The sequence below is a fragment of the Skermanella rosea genome (assembly GCF_016806835.2).
GTDB lineage: Bacteria > Pseudomonadota > Alphaproteobacteria > Azospirillales > Azospirillaceae > Skermanella > Skermanella rosea.
In genome coordinates, this window is sequence record NZ_CP086114.1 from 201,139 (window position 1) to 217,693 (window position 16,555).

18 protein-coding genes are annotated in these 16,555 nt (G+C 67.6%); 5 read left to right on the top strand and 13 right to left on the bottom strand.

From position 1 onward, the window contains the following. Positions 1–384: 384 nt before the first annotated feature. The 3 genes from JL101_RS34590 to JL101_RS34600 form a co-directional block, all read right to left on the bottom strand. Complete coding sequence (locus tag JL101_RS34590) at positions 385–1,452, bottom strand: amino acid ABC transporter substrate-binding protein (protein WP_203103549.1); 1,068 nt, start codon at positions 1,450–1,452, stop codon at positions 385–387. Positions 1,453–1,549: 97 nt separating this feature from the next. Continuing rightward, complete coding sequence (locus tag JL101_RS34595) at positions 1,550–2,140, bottom strand: DUF883 family protein (protein ID WP_203103547.1); 591 nt, start codon at positions 2,138–2,140, stop codon at positions 1,550–1,552. Positions 2,141–2,373: 233 nt separating this feature from the next. Next, positions 2,374–2,559: an anti-sigma factor family protein gene (locus JL101_RS34600; protein WP_203103545.1), complete on the bottom strand. Its 186-nt coding sequence runs from the start codon at positions 2,557–2,559 to the stop codon at positions 2,374–2,376. A gap of 215 nt (positions 2,560–2,774) precedes the next feature. On the opposite strand from JL101_RS34600, the gene JL101_RS34605 reads away from it, so the two are divergent. From JL101_RS34605 to JL101_RS34615, 3 genes are all read left to right on the top strand, one after another. Beyond that, positions 2,775–2,999 (top strand): DUF1127 domain-containing protein, encoded by a 225-nt coding sequence (locus JL101_RS34605; RefSeq protein WP_203103543.1) that lies wholly within the window; start codon positions 2,775–2,777, stop codon positions 2,997–2,999. A 67-nt stretch (positions 3,000–3,066) separates the two neighbouring features. Next, positions 3,067–3,543 (top strand): c-type cytochrome, encoded by a 477-nt coding sequence (locus JL101_RS34610; protein ID WP_203103541.1) that lies wholly within the window; start codon positions 3,067–3,069, stop codon positions 3,541–3,543. 100 nt (positions 3,544–3,643) lie between these two features. Then, positions 3,644–4,393 carry an SDR family NAD(P)-dependent oxidoreductase gene (locus tag JL101_RS34615; protein ID WP_203103539.1) on the top strand — a complete coding sequence of 250 codons (750 nt, stop codon included), beginning with the start codon at positions 3,644–3,646 and terminating at the stop codon, positions 4,391–4,393. Positions 4,394–4,439: 46 nt separating this feature from the next. On the opposite strand, the gene JL101_RS34620 is transcribed toward JL101_RS34615, so the two are convergent. The 4 genes from JL101_RS34620 to JL101_RS34635 are packed head-to-tail and all read right to left on the bottom strand — an operon-like array spanning position 4,440 to position 6,964. Next, positions 4,440–4,892 carry an RNA polymerase sigma factor region1.1 domain-containing protein gene (locus tag JL101_RS34620; RefSeq protein WP_203103537.1) on the bottom strand — a complete coding sequence of 151 codons (453 nt, stop codon included), beginning with the start codon at positions 4,890–4,892 and terminating at the stop codon, positions 4,440–4,442. A gap of 36 nt (positions 4,893–4,928) precedes the next feature. Then, positions 4,929–5,768 (bottom strand): glycosyltransferase family A protein, encoded by an 840-nt coding sequence (locus tag JL101_RS34625; RefSeq protein WP_203103535.1) that lies wholly within the window; start codon positions 5,766–5,768, stop codon positions 4,929–4,931. Positions 5,769–5,779: 11 nt separating this feature from the next. Beyond that, the gene (locus JL101_RS34630) at positions 5,780–6,760 is read right to left on the bottom strand and encodes a glycosyltransferase family 2 protein (RefSeq protein ID WP_203103533.1); all 981 of its coding nucleotides are present in this window, start codon (positions 6,758–6,760) and stop codon (positions 5,780–5,782) included. 51 nt (positions 6,761–6,811) lie between these two features. Continuing rightward, a complete protein-coding gene (locus JL101_RS34635; RefSeq protein ID WP_203103532.1) occupies positions 6,812–6,964 on the bottom strand; it encodes a hypothetical protein in 153 nt (50 codons plus the stop codon). A 235-nt stretch (positions 6,965–7,199) separates the two neighbouring features. On the opposite strand from JL101_RS34635, the gene JL101_RS34640 reads away from it, so the two are divergent. After that, on the top strand, positions 7,200–8,027 hold the full coding sequence (locus tag JL101_RS34640) for an alpha/beta hydrolase (RefSeq protein ID WP_203103531.1): 828 nt from the start codon (positions 7,200–7,202) through the stop codon (positions 8,025–8,027). Positions 8,028–8,034: 7 nt separating this feature from the next. Here the strand turns inward: JL101_RS34640 and arfA are convergent, their stop codons facing one another. The 6 genes from arfA to JL101_RS34670 form a co-directional block, all read right to left on the bottom strand. Next, entirely contained in the window at positions 8,035–9,582 is a 1,548-nt protein-coding gene (arfA, locus tag JL101_RS34645; RefSeq protein WP_228435642.1) for an arabinosylfuranosidase ArfA, read from the bottom strand. Positions 9,583–9,612: 30 nt separating this feature from the next. Next, positions 9,613–10,494 (bottom strand): ABC transporter ATP-binding protein, encoded by an 882-nt coding sequence (locus tag JL101_RS34650; protein WP_203103530.1) that lies wholly within the window; start codon positions 10,492–10,494, stop codon positions 9,613–9,615. Then, complete coding sequence (locus tag JL101_RS34655; protein ID WP_203103529.1) at positions 10,491–11,534, bottom strand: ABC transporter ATP-binding protein; 1,044 nt, start codon at positions 11,532–11,534, stop codon at positions 10,491–10,493. Before JL101_RS34655 ends, JL101_RS34650 begins: the two co-directional genes overlap by 4 nt. Further along, positions 11,531–12,394: an ABC transporter permease gene (locus tag JL101_RS34660; protein WP_203103528.1), complete on the bottom strand. Its 864-nt coding sequence runs from the start codon at positions 12,392–12,394 to the stop codon at positions 11,531–11,533. Before JL101_RS34660 ends, JL101_RS34655 begins: the two co-directional genes overlap by 4 nt. 5 nt (positions 12,395–12,399) lie before the next feature. Beyond that, positions 12,400–13,404: an ABC transporter permease gene (locus JL101_RS34665; RefSeq protein ID WP_203103527.1), complete on the bottom strand. Its 1,005-nt coding sequence runs from the start codon at positions 13,402–13,404 to the stop codon at positions 12,400–12,402. A gap of 93 nt (positions 13,405–13,497) precedes the next feature. Next, the gene (locus tag JL101_RS34670) at positions 13,498–15,399 is read right to left on the bottom strand and encodes an ABC transporter substrate-binding protein (protein WP_203103526.1); all 1,902 of its coding nucleotides are present in this window, start codon (positions 15,397–15,399) and stop codon (positions 13,498–13,500) included. 227 nt (positions 15,400–15,626) lie between these two features. Here JL101_RS34670 and JL101_RS34675 point away from each other — a divergent pair, with 227 nt between their 5' ends. Continuing rightward, complete coding sequence (locus tag JL101_RS34675; protein ID WP_203103563.1) at positions 15,627–16,553, top strand: ArsR/SmtB family transcription factor; 927 nt, start codon at positions 15,627–15,629, stop codon at positions 16,551–16,553. Positions 16,554–16,555: the final 2 nt, after the last annotated feature.

Sequence of the window (16,555 nt, forward strand, 5' to 3'; positions counted from 1 at the left end):
AGTGGTTACTGTCGCAACAACAGAAAGGAGGTGATCTTGTGTCTAATTGTTCAAAGCCGCGGTCGTCGGTCACAGTGACCAAGGTCTTCGCCTCCGGCGGGATCTACGCGTAATACAGCGTCGCATCGTGGTCCTTGACCGGACCGTGGTTTGACAATTCGGAAAGGCCGCCCTTCGGGGCGGCCTTTCTTCTTTGCGGCCAGAGAAAAGCCCGCGCCACGGGCAGTGGCGCGGGCTTGGAGTTTTCGGTTTCGTGCAAGACCGTGTGCCCAGGGACAGGAAAGCCAGGACACGAACTCCGCGACAGGCCGGGGAACGGCAATCACGCGGTCTCGTCGGGTATAGACGGTCCGGGTATCCCGGGGCGTCCTCGCCCTTCCGCGGTCAGCGGATGGGCGGGGCGTACATCAGGCCGCCCTCGGTCCACAGGGCGTTGAGGCCGCGTTCCAGCTTCAGCGGGGAGCCCTGGCCGAGGTTGCGTTCGAACAGCTCGCCGTAATTGCCGACCTGCTTGACCATGTTGTAGGACCATTTCGCATCGACGCCGAGCATCTGGCCGGTATCGCCGGATTTTCCGACGAAGCGCTGGACGTTGGGATCGGGATCGTCCATCCGTTCGTCGATGTTTTCCGAGGTCAGGCCGAGCTGTTCGGCCTGGATCAGGGCGAACACGGTCCATTTCAGATAGTCGAACCATTGGTCGTCGCCGTGGGCGACCGCCGGGGCCAAGGGCTCCTGCGAGACCAGGTCGGGCAGGATCACGTAGTCGTCGGGATTGGAGGCCAGGGTGGCGCGCACCCCCGCCAGTCCCGAGGCGTCGGTCGTGTAGGCGTCGCACCGCCCGGCGAAGAAAGCGGCGTTGATCTCGTCGAACGCCTCGATCACCACGGGTTGGAAACTGATCTGGTGGCGGCGGAAGAAGTCCGTCAGGTTCTGCTCGGTGGTGGTTCCCGGCTGCACGCAGACGGTCGCCCCGTCCAGCTCCGTCGCGGAGGTCACGCCCAGCGTCTTGGGCACCATGAAGGCCTGGCCGTCGTAGAAGGTGATCGGCCCGAAATCGAGCCCGACCGCGGTGTCGCGGCTGAGGCTCCAGGTCGTATTGCGCGAGAGCAGGTCGACCTCGCCCGACTGGAGGGCCGTGAAGCGCTGCTGCGGCGACAGCGAGGTGAAGGTCACCTTGCCCTTGTCGCCGAACAGCCCGGCGGCCAGCGCGCGGCAGATGTCGGTGTCGATCCCCGACCAGTTGCCGGTGCTGTCCGGCGTCGAGAATCCGGAAACGCCCGTACTGACGCCGCACCGGATCGAGCCGCGCTGCTTGATGGCGTCGAACAGCTGGCCGGCCTGCGCGGGCACCGGGGCCGAGGCCAGCAGGAGCGCCGCCAGCGCCGTTACGGCCGGCAGGTACCGGGCACCGGACGCCGGGGTGGCGCGCTTCGTGGTCTGGGCGAACATCGGGGCTCTTCTCCTCCTCCTTGACTGAACGGCTCCCCCTTAACGGGCGGGGCGGCGGTTCGGGGCAGGGCGGCGGCAGAAATAGCCCCGACGGGGGTCAGTCGTAGTAATAGTCGCGCGTGTAGGCCTCCTCGTCGTCGTAGTCGTAGTCATAACCCCGCGTCCGCTGGGACGACCCCTGCGAGCCGCGGCCCAGCAGGGCGCCGAGCACGAGGCCGGCGGCGAGGGCGGCGATCAGGCTGGTCGCCGGGTTCTCCCGCACGAACGACTCCGCCGTGCCGAGGCCGCGCCGTCCCTGTTCCCGGGCATAGCTGCCGGCCCGCATGGCGCTCATCCGGGCACGCTCCGTGATCTCGTTCGCCTGTTCGCTGCGCCGCTGGTATTGGGAAGCGACGCTGCCGGAGCGGATGCCCGCGTCGCGGTCGCTGCCGGCCGACCGGGGCGGCAGGCTGGGCTCGACCACGCCGCCCATGCCGCCGGACCCTGAGCCCATACCGGTGCCGGTGCCCGTGGCGGGGCTTACGGGGGACCTGGCGGCCGGGGTGGGTGCGCCGACTTCCTCCGGGCCTGTCTCCAGGATCTTCTCGGCGGACGGCCTCGCCGTCTCCGTGGTCGCGGCGGCGGCCTTGTCAGGTTGTGACGTGGCGGGCTTGGCGCTGGTCGGCGGCGTCCCTGCAGAGCCGGTCATGGGCATTCCTCCGCTGATTATGAAGTCCAACGGAAAACAGGCCGCGGCGGGGGTGGTTCCGTGGCGGGCTTCCCGGTACCGGGAGGAAGGCGGCCGTCGAGAGCGTCAGGATCGGAAATCCGAAAAGCACTCTGACCCCTTTCCTGTCGCGATCATCATCGCCGGCAACCTCACCGCCGCCCCGGAGGTCGCGGTGCTGGTGCAGGGCGGCGGCCGAGGAGGGGCGGGAGCCTTCAGGCGGCGTCCCTGAGGTCCGATCCGCAGGCGCGGAGGAGGGCGTTGATCTCCCGGAAGGCGCCGACCTTCCGGCGGGCTTCCGCGCTGCCGGCGAGGAAGGCTTCGATCTTCGCGACCGCATCGGGGTGCAGCTCGCCGTCCACATAGGCGCCGAGCATCATGTCGTCGATATGGCCGTTCATGCCGTTCCTCCCGCCAAGTGCTTTGTCGGTGGGGAAGATTGGGTGTTTAAGGTTAATTAAACGTTAACCGCCTCGGGCGAGCCGTGCTCCTGGACACGACCGAAGGACACAACTGAAACAGCAGGGCGGTCCGCCGGACGTCAGGGTGAAACATCGCCCCTGTAGCTTCTTGCCTGAGCCGGCGCTGCCGGAGGGGAGAAAAACAGGAGGTCGTCATGGAAACGTCATTGGCCGCGCGGCGGTCGTTCGCGGAGGCGGCGGAAGGGGCCTCCCGGGGTTCGCGCGCCGTCTTGTCCGTCTTCGATACCTTGTGCCTGTGGCGGGAGCGGGCCTGGCAGCGGCGGCAGCTGGCCGGCCTGTCAGACCATATGCTGACCGATATCGGCATCAGCCGTGCGGAAGCCCGGATGGAGTGCGATAAACCGTTCTGGAAAGGTTGAGGTGGAATAAAGCACCGCCCGGACCGTCATCCCGACAGCCCGTCCCGAACGCCGAGAGGTTTCCGCCATGTTCCCGACCGCAGCCCTGTCCGGCGCCCGCGCCGCCGCGATCCTCGCCGCCGTCCTGCTGGCGGCGGGGCCTGCCGCGTCCCATGAAGGGGCGACCGGCGTGGTCGCCCAGCGCATGGACGCCATGAAGGAGATGGGCCGGCACATGAAGGCGCTGGGCAACATGCTGTCGGGCAAGACCGCCTTCGACCAGGAGACGGCCCGGCGGCTGGCCGAGACGATGCACGAGCACTGCGAGCACGTGATGCACATGTTCCCGCCCGGCAGCGACGGCCACCATTCCGAGGCCACGAAGGCGGTCTGGGACCGGCGACCCGAGTTCGACGACCGCATGCGCAGGTTCGACGAGGCGGTCGAGGGCCTGGTGGCCGCCGCGGCGTCCGGCGGGAGGTCCGAACTCCAGTCCGAGTTCAAGCGGGTGGGGCAGGAATGTTCCGGGTGCCACGACGGTTTCCGGCAGAAGAAACACCATTGAGCCGTCCGCGCGGCCGGCGATCCTTTCCTGGAACCGGTGGCGCGGAGTACCCATGGAGTCTCCGCAGGGAATCGGTCATGAAAACTCGGGAGGGGATGGAATGAGCTTCGCGCAACGATTCGACGGCCGCCGCGCCGTGATCACCGGCGGCGCCTCGGGCATCGGGCTGGGCGTCGCGACGCGGCTGATCGCCGAGGGCGCCTCGGTCTGCCTGTGGGACCTGGACCAGGACGCGCTGGCCGGCGCCGTCGAGGCGCTCGGACCGAAGAGCGCCGGGGTCAAGGCCAACATCGCGGACTGGGACGAGGTCGAGCGCGCCGCCGCGGAGACGGCGGAGAAGCTGGGCGGCATCGACGTGCTGGTCGCCAGCGCCGGGATCACCGGGCCGAACACGACCCTGTGGGAATACCCGGTGGACAAGTGGCGGCAGGTCATCGACGTGAACCTGAACGGCCTGTTCTACTGCAACCGCGCCGTGGTGCCCTACATGCTGTCGGGCGGATACGGCAGGATCGTCAACGTCGCGTCGGTCGCCGGCAAGGAGGGAAACCCCAACGCCTCGGCCTACAGCACGTCGAAGGCGGGGGTGATCGGCCTGACCAAGTCGCTGGGCAAGGAACTGGCCAAAAAGAATATCACGGTCAACTGCGTCACCCCGGCCGCGGTCCACACCGCGATCTTCAACCAGATGAGCCAGGAGCATATCGACTTCATGCTGTCGAAGATCCCGCTGGGGCGGTTCGGCAAGGTGGACGAGATCACGTCGCTGATCTGCTGGATCGCGAGCGAGGAATGCTCCTTCACGACCGGCGCGGTGTTCGACGCCTCGGGCGGGCGGGCGACCTACTGACGGTGCGGGCTGACGGTGCGGGCTGACGGTGCGGGCGGCCGGAGCGCTACGTCAGCAGGAAGGTGCTGAGCAGGATCAGCAGGAGGACGGCCGCGAAGCCGATCACGATCCGGTGGGTCGAGGCCGGGGCGGCGGCGGGGCGATGGGATGCGGCGGCTTCGGCCATCGGCCGTTCCGGCTGGGGCGGGAGCGGCCCGGCGCCTTGCGCCTGCTGGCGCGGACGGAGCGGGATGACGCGGCCCCGGTTGTCCTCCGTGGGCTCGGGCAGGCGGAATTCCGGGATCTCCGCCCGGCCGCCGTAGACGCGGGGACGGCCGGTCAGCTCCTCCTCGATCTCGACGGAGACGCCGGCCTCCTCCAGCTGGACGAGCGCATGGGCCAGCTCGCTGTCGGTCATGCCGTCGACCGGAAGCACCCGGTTGACCTCCTCGATCGTGACGTATCCCCGGTCGCGGCCCATCTCGGCCAGACGGTGGATCAGGGAGCTGTCGACAGCCATGCGGCGGCCTCCGGGCGATGTGGGGCAGGGCTTGGGCTATAACAGTCCCGGCGTTCCGGTGTCACCGCCCATTCCGGCGAGCCGGTCGGAAACCGCGGCGATGCGGGGGAGGTCCAGGCCGAAGCGGGCCGCCGCCGCGCCGTCGAGCGGGAACCCCGCCGCCGCGATGCCCCGGTTGAAGCTGCGGCGCCAGTCGGCGAAGGGGCCGTGGGTCTCGGAATGGTTGGCCGAGGTGTTCACCAGGTAGGTGCCCGCCACCGGCAGGCGGACGGGCTCGGCGCCGTGTTCCCGGGCGGTCTCCAGCCAGAGGTGATGGTCGTGCAGGACCGGGTAGGGGTCGCGCCGGAACGGGTCCGGGTGGCCGGGCCGCAGGTTGACGACGTTGCTCGACCCGCAGACCCGGTGGAACTCCCCGTCGAAGACTCCGGGATGGGGCAGGGCGACGCTGCGCAGGGTGCGGAGGTCGGTGGCGAAGCCGGCGGCGACCAGCCCGCCCACATGGTCGGGCGTGATCAGGGCCCGCGCGGTCTCGACCAGCCGGGTATCGACCCAGTCGTCGGCATCCACGAACATCAGCAGGCCGCCGCCGTCGGCCATCACCCTGTCGTTGATCGCGTGCTTCTTGCGCCCGCTGTCCAGGTTGTCCGGCCGGTTCTCCCCCGCGGGCCAGCCGGCGGCGACGAAACCGACGCGGGGGTCTTCGGGCAGGCGGGAGGGGCGGTCGTGCCCGGCGACGACGACCCGGAAGTCGGGGTCGGTCTGGGCCAGGACGGAGGCCAGCGTCAGGCCGAGCAGGTCCTGGACCAAGTCCCAGTCCGCGGCCAATGCCGCGGGGATCAAGGGGATGCCGAAGGTGAAAGGGGTGGACGAAGGCAAGGAAGGTTCTTTCAGGCGTTTTGGGATCGAAGGCTCTCAACGTGCAGGCCGTAGAGTCGGCAGCAGCGCTCGTGCCGCCGCCGGATCTCCGGGTCATCGAGGAGCGCTTCGCGGACGGCTCGGGCGCGGGGCAGCTTGGGGAGGATGGTGGCGTCCTCCTCGTCGTTCCGGTCGAAGGCGGCCCAGCTCCGGTCGAGGTCCCAGTCGATGCCGAGCCCGCCGCCGCGCCGGTGCTTGACCAGGTAATCGTCCCGCGAGCGGGTGTTGTAGTGGTTGACCTGGGCCAGGGCCCAGGAGACCCGGCCGGGCTCGGACTGGAGGAAGTCGTCCCGGGACTCGTCGTGGAAATAGTCCGGCAGGACGGCGCCGGCGCCGTCCACGTAGCGCAGCTCGCCGTGGCGGCCGTCGTGGGGATAGCGGGGCTGGTGCGGCATCAGCCTGCACCAGTAGGCGTCGATCCGCGTGAACAGGGTCTTGAAGGAGAGATTGACCCCGTCGGCCAGGGCGGCGGCCCGGGTGAAGCGCTCGCACACGGGCTCCGGGCTCCAGTCCCGGTGGCCGGAACTGCCGAAGACCCGCCAGTTGATCAGGAAGGCGGTCGCTTCAGGGACGGCGTCCAGCAGGTCGGTCACCCTGCCGTCCCCGACATGGATGTTCAGGAACTCGTCCGCGTCCAGCACCATCGCCCAGTCGGCCTCGCGCACCTCGGGAAGGTCCTGGGCCTGCCGGTAGGCCGCGAGCTGGGGCTTGTCGCCGGAATCGACGACGGTACGGACATGGGTCAGCACGCCGGCGTCCTGGAGGGCGTCGAGCAGGTCGGGCGATCCGTCGATGCAGTCGTTGGTGCAGACCACCAAGTCGGTGAAGCCGATCGAGCGGTGATACGCGACCCATTCCAGGATATAGGGGCCTTCGTTGCGCATGGTGCAGGCCAGGACGATCCGGCGCGGATCGCCGGCCCCGGCCCGGGATTCGTGTATGGGGTCTGCCACTTCCTATTCCGTGTTCTTGGCGGTCGCCGGCCCGAGGGGACGGGCGTATCCTCAACCCCGGACCGCGGGGAAGATCGCGGTCGAGACGGCGATCGGCTGGTGCGCGATCGATGCCAACAGCGATGCGCAATCAAAGGAATCGGTGCCTTCCTGATCGGGCGCGATATCGCCCATGAACTTGCCAACCATTTGCGTGTGCATCATGGTAGGTACTCCTTACTGCTTGCCGTGAGTACAAGGATGCCTGACGAACTCATCAGTACCGCCGCGAACGCATCGATCGGGACGGGTCGCATTCGCGTTGATCCACGGTCGCCGTCCCTGATTGAGGCCCACTGACAAACCGATCGACATCGTTGCCCGGGAGAATCCGCTTTGATCGGGCCGGGCGGCGGGCTAAGTCCATGGGGATCGGATCTTTACCGCCTGACGGGATGCCATGCCGAATCTGGAAATCATCTCCCATTTCCCCACGGGACCATCCAAGCCGGTGCCCCTGCTGTTCGTCCACGGGGCCTTCTGCGGCGCCTGGATCTGGGCCGAGAAGTTCCTGCCGTGGTTCGCCGCCCGGGGATACGAGGCGCATGCCGTCTCGCTGCGCGGCCACGGGAAGAGCGAGGGACAGGAGCGCCTGCACTCGTTCGGCATCGCCGACTATGTGGACGACGTGCTCCAGGCCGCCGATGCCTGCTCCAGCCCGCCGGTGCTGATCGGCCACTCCATGGGCGGCAACGTGGTGCAGCGGGCGCTGGCGGCGGGGCCGCACCTGGCCGGCGGCGTCCTGATGGCGTCGGCGCCGCCCCACGGCCTGATGGCCTCGACCGTGGGGCTGGCCTGGCGCGATCCCTATGTGTTCAACAAGATGTCCCAGATGCTGATGTTCGGGACCGAGGCGATGGGTTTCGAGGCGCTGTACCGGGCGATGTTCTCGGACTCGATGCCGCGCGCCGAGGCGGCCCGGTACGAGAACCGGGTCCAGGAGGAGTCGCGCCGCGTCTTCCTCGACATCGGCGGCTGGGTGCCGTTCCCGCCGCTGCCGAAACGCAAGCTGCCGGTGCTGGTGCTGGGGGCCGAGAAGGACCTGCTGTTCCCGCCGGACCAGGTCCATGCGACGGCCTGGGCGTTCGGCACCGACGCGACCTTCTTCCCCGACATGGGGCATTCCATGATGCTCCAGCCCGGCTGGGAAGGCGTCGCCAGCCACATCGACGGGTGGCTGGCGACGGTCTTCGCGGCCCGGCCGGCGGTCCAGGAGGCGGCGGACTGACGGGCCCTTACGGCGTCCGGAGGCGGATCACGTTCCAGGACGCCGGCTTCAGGGTGGCCTGGAGGCGTTCGCCGCGCACCTGCACCCCGTCGAGGGGCACCGGGCTGACGGCGTCGGGGGCCGCCTTGGTGTTGGCCGCCTGGAGATCGTCGTGGCGCAGCTCCAGCGCGCGGTCCAGGGTCATGTCGCTGAACCCGCGGGCGTCCAGGTCGAGGGTGACCGGTTCCTCCAGGTGGCGGTTCAGGACGAACAGGGTCAGGGACTTGTCCTCCTCGTTATGGACGGTCGCCAGCTTGACGTAGGGCACGCTCGGCAGCGGATAGTACAGCTCCTGGCTGCCGCGCGGGTCGTAGTAGCGGGCCGAGTATGTCGGCGAGGACACCTGCGACCGGAGCACCCGGCCGCGCCCCAGGTTGCTCATGTGGGCGAAGGGATGGAAGATCGTCTGGCGCCAGGCCGGACCGCCGGTCTCCGTCATGATCGGCGCGATGGCGTTGACCAGCTGGGCGAGGCAGGCCGACTTGACCCGGTCGGCATGGTTGAGCAGGGAGATGCAGGCGCCGCCGAAGGTCAGGGCGTCCTCCATCGTGTAGACCTCCTCCAGGATCTGCGGCGCCTCCGGCCAGCCCGGCTTGGCCCGGCCCTCGCCCCGGCCGCGGGTGCGGTACCAGACGTTCCACTCGTCGAAGTTCAGCATGATGCGCTTGTTCGACCGGCGCCGCGCCGCGACCGCGTCGGCGATCGCCACGACCTCGTCGATGAAGCTGTCCATCAGGTCGGGGCTGGCCAGGAAGGCGGCGGTGTCGCCGGCGTAGTTGTTGAAGTAGGTGTGCAGCGAGATGAACTCGACATGGTCGAACGTGTGGTCGAGGACCGTGTATTCCCACTCGCCGAAGGTCGGCATGTTGCGGGCGGAGGAGCCGCAGACCGCCAGCTCGATCGAGGGATCGACCCATTTCATCATCTTGGCCGTCTCGGTCGCGATGCGGCCGTACTCGGTCGCGGTCTTGGTCTCCATCTGCCAGGGGCCGTCCATCTCGTTGCCCAGGCACCAGAACTTGACGCCGTGGGGCTGCTCCCAGCCGTGGCTGCGGCGCAGGTCGGACAGGGCGGTGCCGCCGGGATGGTTGCAATATTCCAGATAGTGGCGGGCGGCGTCGGCGCCGCGGGTGCCGAGATTGACCGCCAGCATCGGCTCGATCCCGGTCTCCCGGCACCAGTCCATGAACTCGTTGGTGCCGAAGGTGTTCGGCTCGGTCGTGAACCAGGCGAGGTCGAGGCGCTTGGGCCTGTTCTCCACCGGGCCGACGCCGTCCTCCCAATCGTAGCCGGAGACGAAGTTGCCGCCGGGATAGCGCATGATGGTGGGCGCCAGTTCCTTGACCAGCGCCATGACGTCGCGGCGGAACCCGCGCTCGTCGGCCTGCGGGTGGCCGGGTTCGAAGAGGCCGCCGTAGACGCAGCGGCCCAGGTGCTCGACGAAGGCGCCGAACAGACGCCGATCGGTGTCGCCGATGGCGAAATCGCGATCGACCAGAACCTCAGCCTTCAACATGGGGAAGTCTCCTGACAATGGATCTTGCTATCAGTAGGAACGGGCGCGGGCCGGCTCCTGCGGGCGCGCCGGATGGTCTTCGCCGGAGGGCTCCGGCGGGACGTCGGGCGACAGCACCGAGTCCTTGAGCAGGCGGGAATAGGGGTGCTGCGGGTCGGACAGAACGGTCCTGGCGTCGCCGCTCTCCACCACCTCGCCCTTCTGCATGATGATGATGCGGTCGCTGATGTAGTAGGCGGTCGCCAGGTCGTGGGTGATGTAGATGATCGAGACCTTGAGGCTGTCCCGCAGCTCCTTGAACAGGTTGACGATCGCCACCCGCAGGGAGGCGTCGACCATGGACACCGGCTCGTCCGCGACGATCAGCGAGGGGCCGGGGATCAGGGCGCGGGCGATCGCGATCCGCTGGAGCTGGCCGCCCGACAGCTCGTGGGGAAAGCGGCCCTTCACCTCGGCCAGGGACAGGCCAACCTTGCGGAGCGCCCGGTCGGAGGCGGCGTCGGTCTCCGCCGGGGAGCGGGCGTCGGTGAAGTTCCGCGCGGTCATGGTCAGGTAGCGGTCGACCTGCTTCAACGGGTTGAAGCTCTCGAACGGGTTCTGGAAGATGGGCTGGACCTGGCCCATGAAGCGCATCCGGTCGCGGGTGCGCGTGATGCCCGACAGGTCCTCGCCGTGGAAACGCAGGTTGCCGGAGGTCGGCGCCAGGCCGTTGAGGATCATGCGGGCGAGCGTGGACTTGCCGCTGCCGGATTCGCCGATGATCGTGAAGATCTCCGGCCGGTCGGCGGCCAGGCCGAAGCTGACGTCGCGGACCGCGTCGACCCGCCGCCGGGACAGCAGGCCGCCGGTCCAGAAGCTGCGGCTGACGCGGTCGACTTCCAGAAGCTGTCCGGTGCTTGCGGGGCCGGTCATTGGACGGTCCCCTCGGTTACGGCGTGGCAGGCGACGCGGTGGCCGCTGGCGAGGGGGCGCAGGGCCGGGACCTCGTGCCGGCAAACATCCATGGCGATCGGGCAGCGCGGGTGGAACCGGCAGCCGGGCGGCGGGTCGGCCAGGTTCGGCGGCGTGCCCTCGAGGCCCTTGCGCGGCTCGGCGTCGCCGATCCGGGGCAGGCTGCGGATCAGGTGGGTGGTGTAGGGGTGTCGCGGGTTGCGGAAGATCTCGCGGGTGGTGCCCTCCTCGACCAGCCGGCCGGCATACATGATGCCGAGCCGATCGGTCAGGTTGGCGTGGACCGCCATGTCGTGGGTGACGAACAGGATCGAGGCCTTCATCTCCCGCTGGACCTCGCGGATCATGGCCAGGACGCTCTTCTGGACCACCACGTCGAGGGCGGTGGTCGGCTCGTCGGCGATGATGAAGCCCGGCCGGCAGACGGTCGCCAGGGCGATCACCACCCGCTGGCGCATGCCGCCGGACAGCTCGTGCGGGTAGGCGTCGAGCACGGCGGGCTGTAGATGCAGGCGGAGCAGATGGTCCTCGACCGCCTGGAGGAAGGCCGGCATGGGCAGCCCCATGTGCCGGAAGGCGAAGTCCACGAAGCTCTGCCGGACCCGCCGCAGCGGGTTCAGCACGCTCATGGAGCCCTGCATGATGTAGGCGAGGTGCTTCCAGCGGATCGCGGTGCGCTCGGCCGGGCTGAGGGCGTAGAGATCGACCTGGCGCGTCCTGAAATCGAACTTGACCGAGCCGCCGACCACGTTGAGCGGCGGGCGGATGGCGCCCGCGATGGTCTTGATCAGCGAGCTTTTGCCGGACGAGGATTCCCCGGCGATGCCGTAGATCTCGTCGTGTCCGATATGCAAGCTGATGTCGTCGACGGCGCGGACCTCGCGGGTGACGCCGAACCAGCGGGTCTGGTAGTAGGCCCGCAGGCCCTCGACCCGGAGCGCCGGGGTGGCCGGCGCCGCGGCGGTGACCGGGGCCGGCTGGGCGAGCTGGTGGAGTGTCATGCCGTCCCTCCCATCCGGCTGAGCCGGCTGCGGGGGTCGATATACTCGTTGAGGGCGGTCGCCAGCAGGTAGAGCCCGATGAACAGCAGCATCACCGCGATCACCGGCCAAGCGATCCACCACCAGACGCCGGCGACCAGGGCCGTGTGCTGGTTGGCCCAGTAGAGCATGCTGCCGATGGTCGGCGTGTTGATGTCGGTGAAGCCCAGGACCGACAGGGTCACCTCCATGCCGATCGACCAGTTCATGTTGTTCAGCGTGGTCGAGAAGACGATCGGCAGCACGTAGGGCAGGTGTTCCTGCGTCATGATCTGGCGCGGGCTCATGCCGGAGAAGATGCTCTGCTGGGTGAATTCCCGGGTCCGCAGGCTCATGGCGACGGAGCGGATCAGGCGGGCGTCGTAGGCCCAGCCGAGCGCCGCCATGATCACCGCCAGCAGCACCCAGGACATGCTGTCGCGCATGACGAAGTAGAACAGCACCAGGATCGGGAACAGCGGGATGATGATGAAGGTGTCGTTGATCGACATCAGCACCCGGTCGGTCATCCCGCCCATGTAGCCCGACACCAGCCCGACCGTCAGCGAGATGACCCGGCTGAGCGCCGCCACGGCCAGGCCGAACAGCAGCGTGTTGCGCAGCGCCGCGGCCATCTGCCAGAACACGTCCTGCCCGCGGGACGTGGTGCCCAGCCAATATTCCCAGGACGGTGGCACGTCGGGCGCCACGACGTAGATGTCCTCCGCCGGGTAGGGGGAGAAGAAGGACAGCACCGACAGTCCGACGATCACCAGGGTGATCAGGGTGCCGACGGCGAACTCGATGTTGAAGCGGAGCAGGTCGCGGATGATCTTGAACATGCCGGTCACTCCACCTGGACGCGGGGATCGAGGAGCGGATAGAGCAGGTCGATGACCAGCACCGCCGTGGAGACGGCGACGATCGACACCGAGGTGACGCCCAGCACCAGGCTGTAGTCGCCGGCATGGACCGCATCGACCAGCAGCGAGCCGATGCCGGGATAACCGAACACCTCCTCCGTGATGATCGCGCCGGTGAAGATGGCGCCCAGGGACATGGCGAGGCCGGTGACCTGCGGGACCAGGGCGTTCCGCATCACGTAGGAGGTCAGTATGCGGTGCCGGTCGACGCCGCCCAGTTCGGCATAGACGACGTAGTCCTCGGTCACGATGTTGGAGACCAGCGCCCGCATGCCGAGGAACCAGCCGCCCATCCCGACCAGCACCAGCGACAGCGCCGGCAGCAGGGAATGGATGAAGACGCTGTAGACGAAGGCGAGGCTGAAGCCCTGCTCGACCGCCATGCCGGACCCGCCGCTGATCGGCAGAACCGGCCACAGGAAGCCGAACAGCACCAGCAGGACGAAGGCCACGACGTAGTAGGGCATCGGGTGCAGGCCCATGGCGACGAGGCCCAGCGCCTTCAGCACCCTGTTCTTCCTGTAGTAGCCGGCGAGGCCGCCCAGCAGGTTGCCGAGCAACCAGGCCAGCACCGTCGCCACCACCAGCAGGCCGATGGTCCAGGGCAGCGCCCGCAGGATCAGCTCGGACACCGGGGTCGGGAAGGCCGACAGGGACGGCCCGAAGTCGCCCACCGCGATCCGGCTCCAGAAGGAGAGATACTGTTCCAGCGGGGTGCCGCTCATGCCGTACAGCTCGCGCAGCGACTGCCGCATGGTCTCGATCGCCTCGGGACTGGTGTTGCCGAACGAGGTCAGGGCGGAGATCGTCTGCTCGACCGGGTCGATCGGCGTCGAGTGGGAGATCAGGTAGGTCAGGTTGATGCCGATGAAGACGACCAGGGCGAACTGCATCAGACGCTTCGCCAAGTAGGCGGCGTAGGTTCTCATGGGATTGGTCCTCGGAAACGCGGGGTCCGGGAGGGGCGGCGTCCCGCCGCCCCGGTGCGCGGGACGCGCACCCTCCGTTATTCGCTCGGCCCGTTATTCGCTCGGCTTGAGGCGGACCATCATGTAGCGGGAGTTGCCCCAGTTCGGGACCGGGTTGGCGTAGGGATCCTCGGCGGTCGGGTAGCCGGTCCAGTAGGTGTCGTCCATGGCGACGAACACGTTGTAGGCCATCAGCGGGATGATCGGCATCTCCCGCACCGCCAGCTTGACGTACTCGCGGCCGAGCTCGATCGAGCGCGGGTCGTCGAACGACACGCCGCGGATCGTCTCGATGATCCCGTCCAGCTCGGGTGACGCCCAGCGCATGTAGTTGCGCGGGGCCTGCATCTTGCCGGGGGCGGCCACGTAGTCCGAGTGCCAGCTGTCGAGGAAATAGGCCAGGTCGGGGTGGCCGCCGTAGCTCTCGACGCTCCAGCTGATCAGCGTGTCGAAGTCGCCGGCGTTGCGCCGGTCCAGCATGGTGCCCTGGGCGAGCTCGGTCTTGGCGTCGATGCCGAACTGGCGCCACTGCTGGGCGATCATGGTGCCGGCGCGGGTGATCACCGGGCGGCTTTCACCCTCGACCATGACCCGGATCGAGAAGGGCTTGCCGTCCGGCGTGTACCAGCTGCTGCCGCGCTTGGTGTATCCCGCCTTCTGCAGCAGTTCCTGCGCCGCCTGGGGATTGGGCTTCCACCAGCCCATGCCGAACGAGCGGTCGATGCTCGCCTGGTCGGTCGGGATCTGCTCCTTCATGGAGGGGCGCAGCATGTCGGCGATCTGCTTGCCGACGTTGGGGTCGTACGGCTTGATCTTCTGCTTGCCGGTGTCCAGCTCGAACGACTTGAGCCAGTCCTGCATCGGGATGTGGTAGTCGTCGGGGTGGGTGCCGGTCGGCGGGATGCCGATCGCCGAGATGGTCGCGGCCCCCCGGTAGGAGGCCATGGAGACGGCCTTGATGTCGATCAGCAGGGCCAGAGCCCAGCGCACGTCGCGGCTTTGGAACTCGGGCCGCTGGTGGTTGAACAGCAGGGCGGGAAGCGTCGGGTCGGGATGGGCGTAGGGGAAGTCCTTGAACCAGCCGCGCGAGGTCTTTGACTGCTTGGCCAGGGTGAACATGCCCTCCGGCGCCACGTCGTGGACGACGTCGAGATTATGGTTCATCTGCGCGATCACGCGCTTGTCCGGCGGGCCGGCGTCCATGTAGACGGCGTATTTCGGCCCCGGCTCGCCGAAGCGGCCCAGCGTGGTGCGCTGCCAGTCGTCGCGGCGCTGCCAGATGAACCATTTGCCCTGGGGATCGAAGCTGTGCAGCGCGTAGGCCCCGAGCGACACCGGCTTGTTGAAGTCGAACCGCATCGGGTCGGGCGCTTTCTCGAACACATGCTTCGGCATGATCCAGATCGCGTTGAAGCGCACCGTGAAGAGGGCGTGGAAACGGGAGTTCGGCCGCTTCAGCTTGAAGACGACGGTCTGCGGGTCGGTCGCCTGCGCGCTCTCCACGTTGAGGGAGAGCAGGGGACCCCAGCGCATGCCGGTGTTCTTCATCTGGGTCTCGACGGTGTAGACCACGTCGTCGGCGGTGAATTCGACCCCGTCGCTCCAGAAGATCCCGGGCCGCAGTTTCACCGTCATTTCGGTGAAATCGGCGTTGTACTTGGGCGGCTCGGCTGCCAGCGAGTTGTCGATCGGTCCGTCGAGGCCCTTTTCAGGGTCGATGTACCACAGCGTGTCCATGGCAAGCTGCTGAAGGCCGGTGTACTGGCCCCCGGCATTGATCGCCCAGATGTTGAACCAGCCCGGATTCTTGATGGTCCCTTCCGGGTTCTCCAGGATCAGCGTTTCTTTCCTGGGAAGGCTGGAAACGACGTCCTGCGCCTGGGCAGACGGAGCGTACGCGGACGTGCCGATGAGAAGGGCGACGGCGGCGCACGCGATCGTTCTGAGAATGGGCATCTTCCTCCCTTTCCAGCGATGGGATCGCTTTGTTCTTTTGTTCTGCTTGACCCGAACGCTAATCCTGTTCGGCCCAGTGGTCAACAGAAAATTCCATATATATCGGATTTTACGATATAAAAGCCCTTGTGCAGCGCACCAACAGATCGGAAATCTTCCAAGGCTATCAAAAATCCTGATATATTGTCCCGCCCAATCCGGAGCATGACGTGAACGACCAGACCCTGATAAGCAGCGACATCCTGAGCATCAGCCCCGATCGGGACGCCGACATCGTGAAGGCGCTGGCTTCGCTGCCGCGGATGCAGATCCTGCGGCTGCTTCGCCACAAGGGACCGATGAACGTCAACGAGATCAGCGAGGCGCTCTCCCTGCCGCAATCGACCGTCGCCACCAACGTGCAGATGCTGGAGGCCTGCGGCCTGATCGAGACGCGTGCCATGAAGGCCAACAAGGGGCGCCAGAAGATCTGCCATGCCCGCTACGGCGAGATCATGATCCGGTTCGACGATCCGGCGCTCCAGCAGAAGAGCAACCTGATCGAGGTCGCCATGCCGATCGGGCTCTATACCAGCTGCAGCGTCTCGGCACCGTGCGGGCTATGCTCGGCGGAAGGGGTGATCGGGCTGCTGGATGTGCCGGACTTCTTCCTGGATCCGAGCCGCATGAAGGCGTCGCTGCTGTGGTTCTGGCGCGGCCATGTGGAATACAAGTTTCCCAACAATGCGCGCGTGCTCAACGCCGAGGTCGAGGCGATCGAGTTCACCCTGGAGCTGTCGTCGGAGGTGCCGGGAACCAACAGCGACTGGCCGTCGGACATCAGCATGTGGGTCAACGACGTGAAGGTGGGGACCTGGACCTCTCCGGGCGACTACGGCGACAAGCGGGGCCGCTTCACGCCCCGCTGGTGGAAGCTGGAAGGCTCCCAGTACGGGCACCTGACCACCTGGGTGGTCTCCGGGGCCGGGACCAGCGTCAACGGGGCGAAGGCGTCGGACGTGACCCTCGCCCAGCTGGGCCTGCTCGACCACCACTCCATCCGCCTGCGGGTCGGGATCGACGAAGGGGCCCAGCGGCCGGGCGGCGTCAACATCTTCGGCAAGGAGTTCGGCAACCACGACCAAGATATCGTGATGCGCATCCATGTGAAGTGACG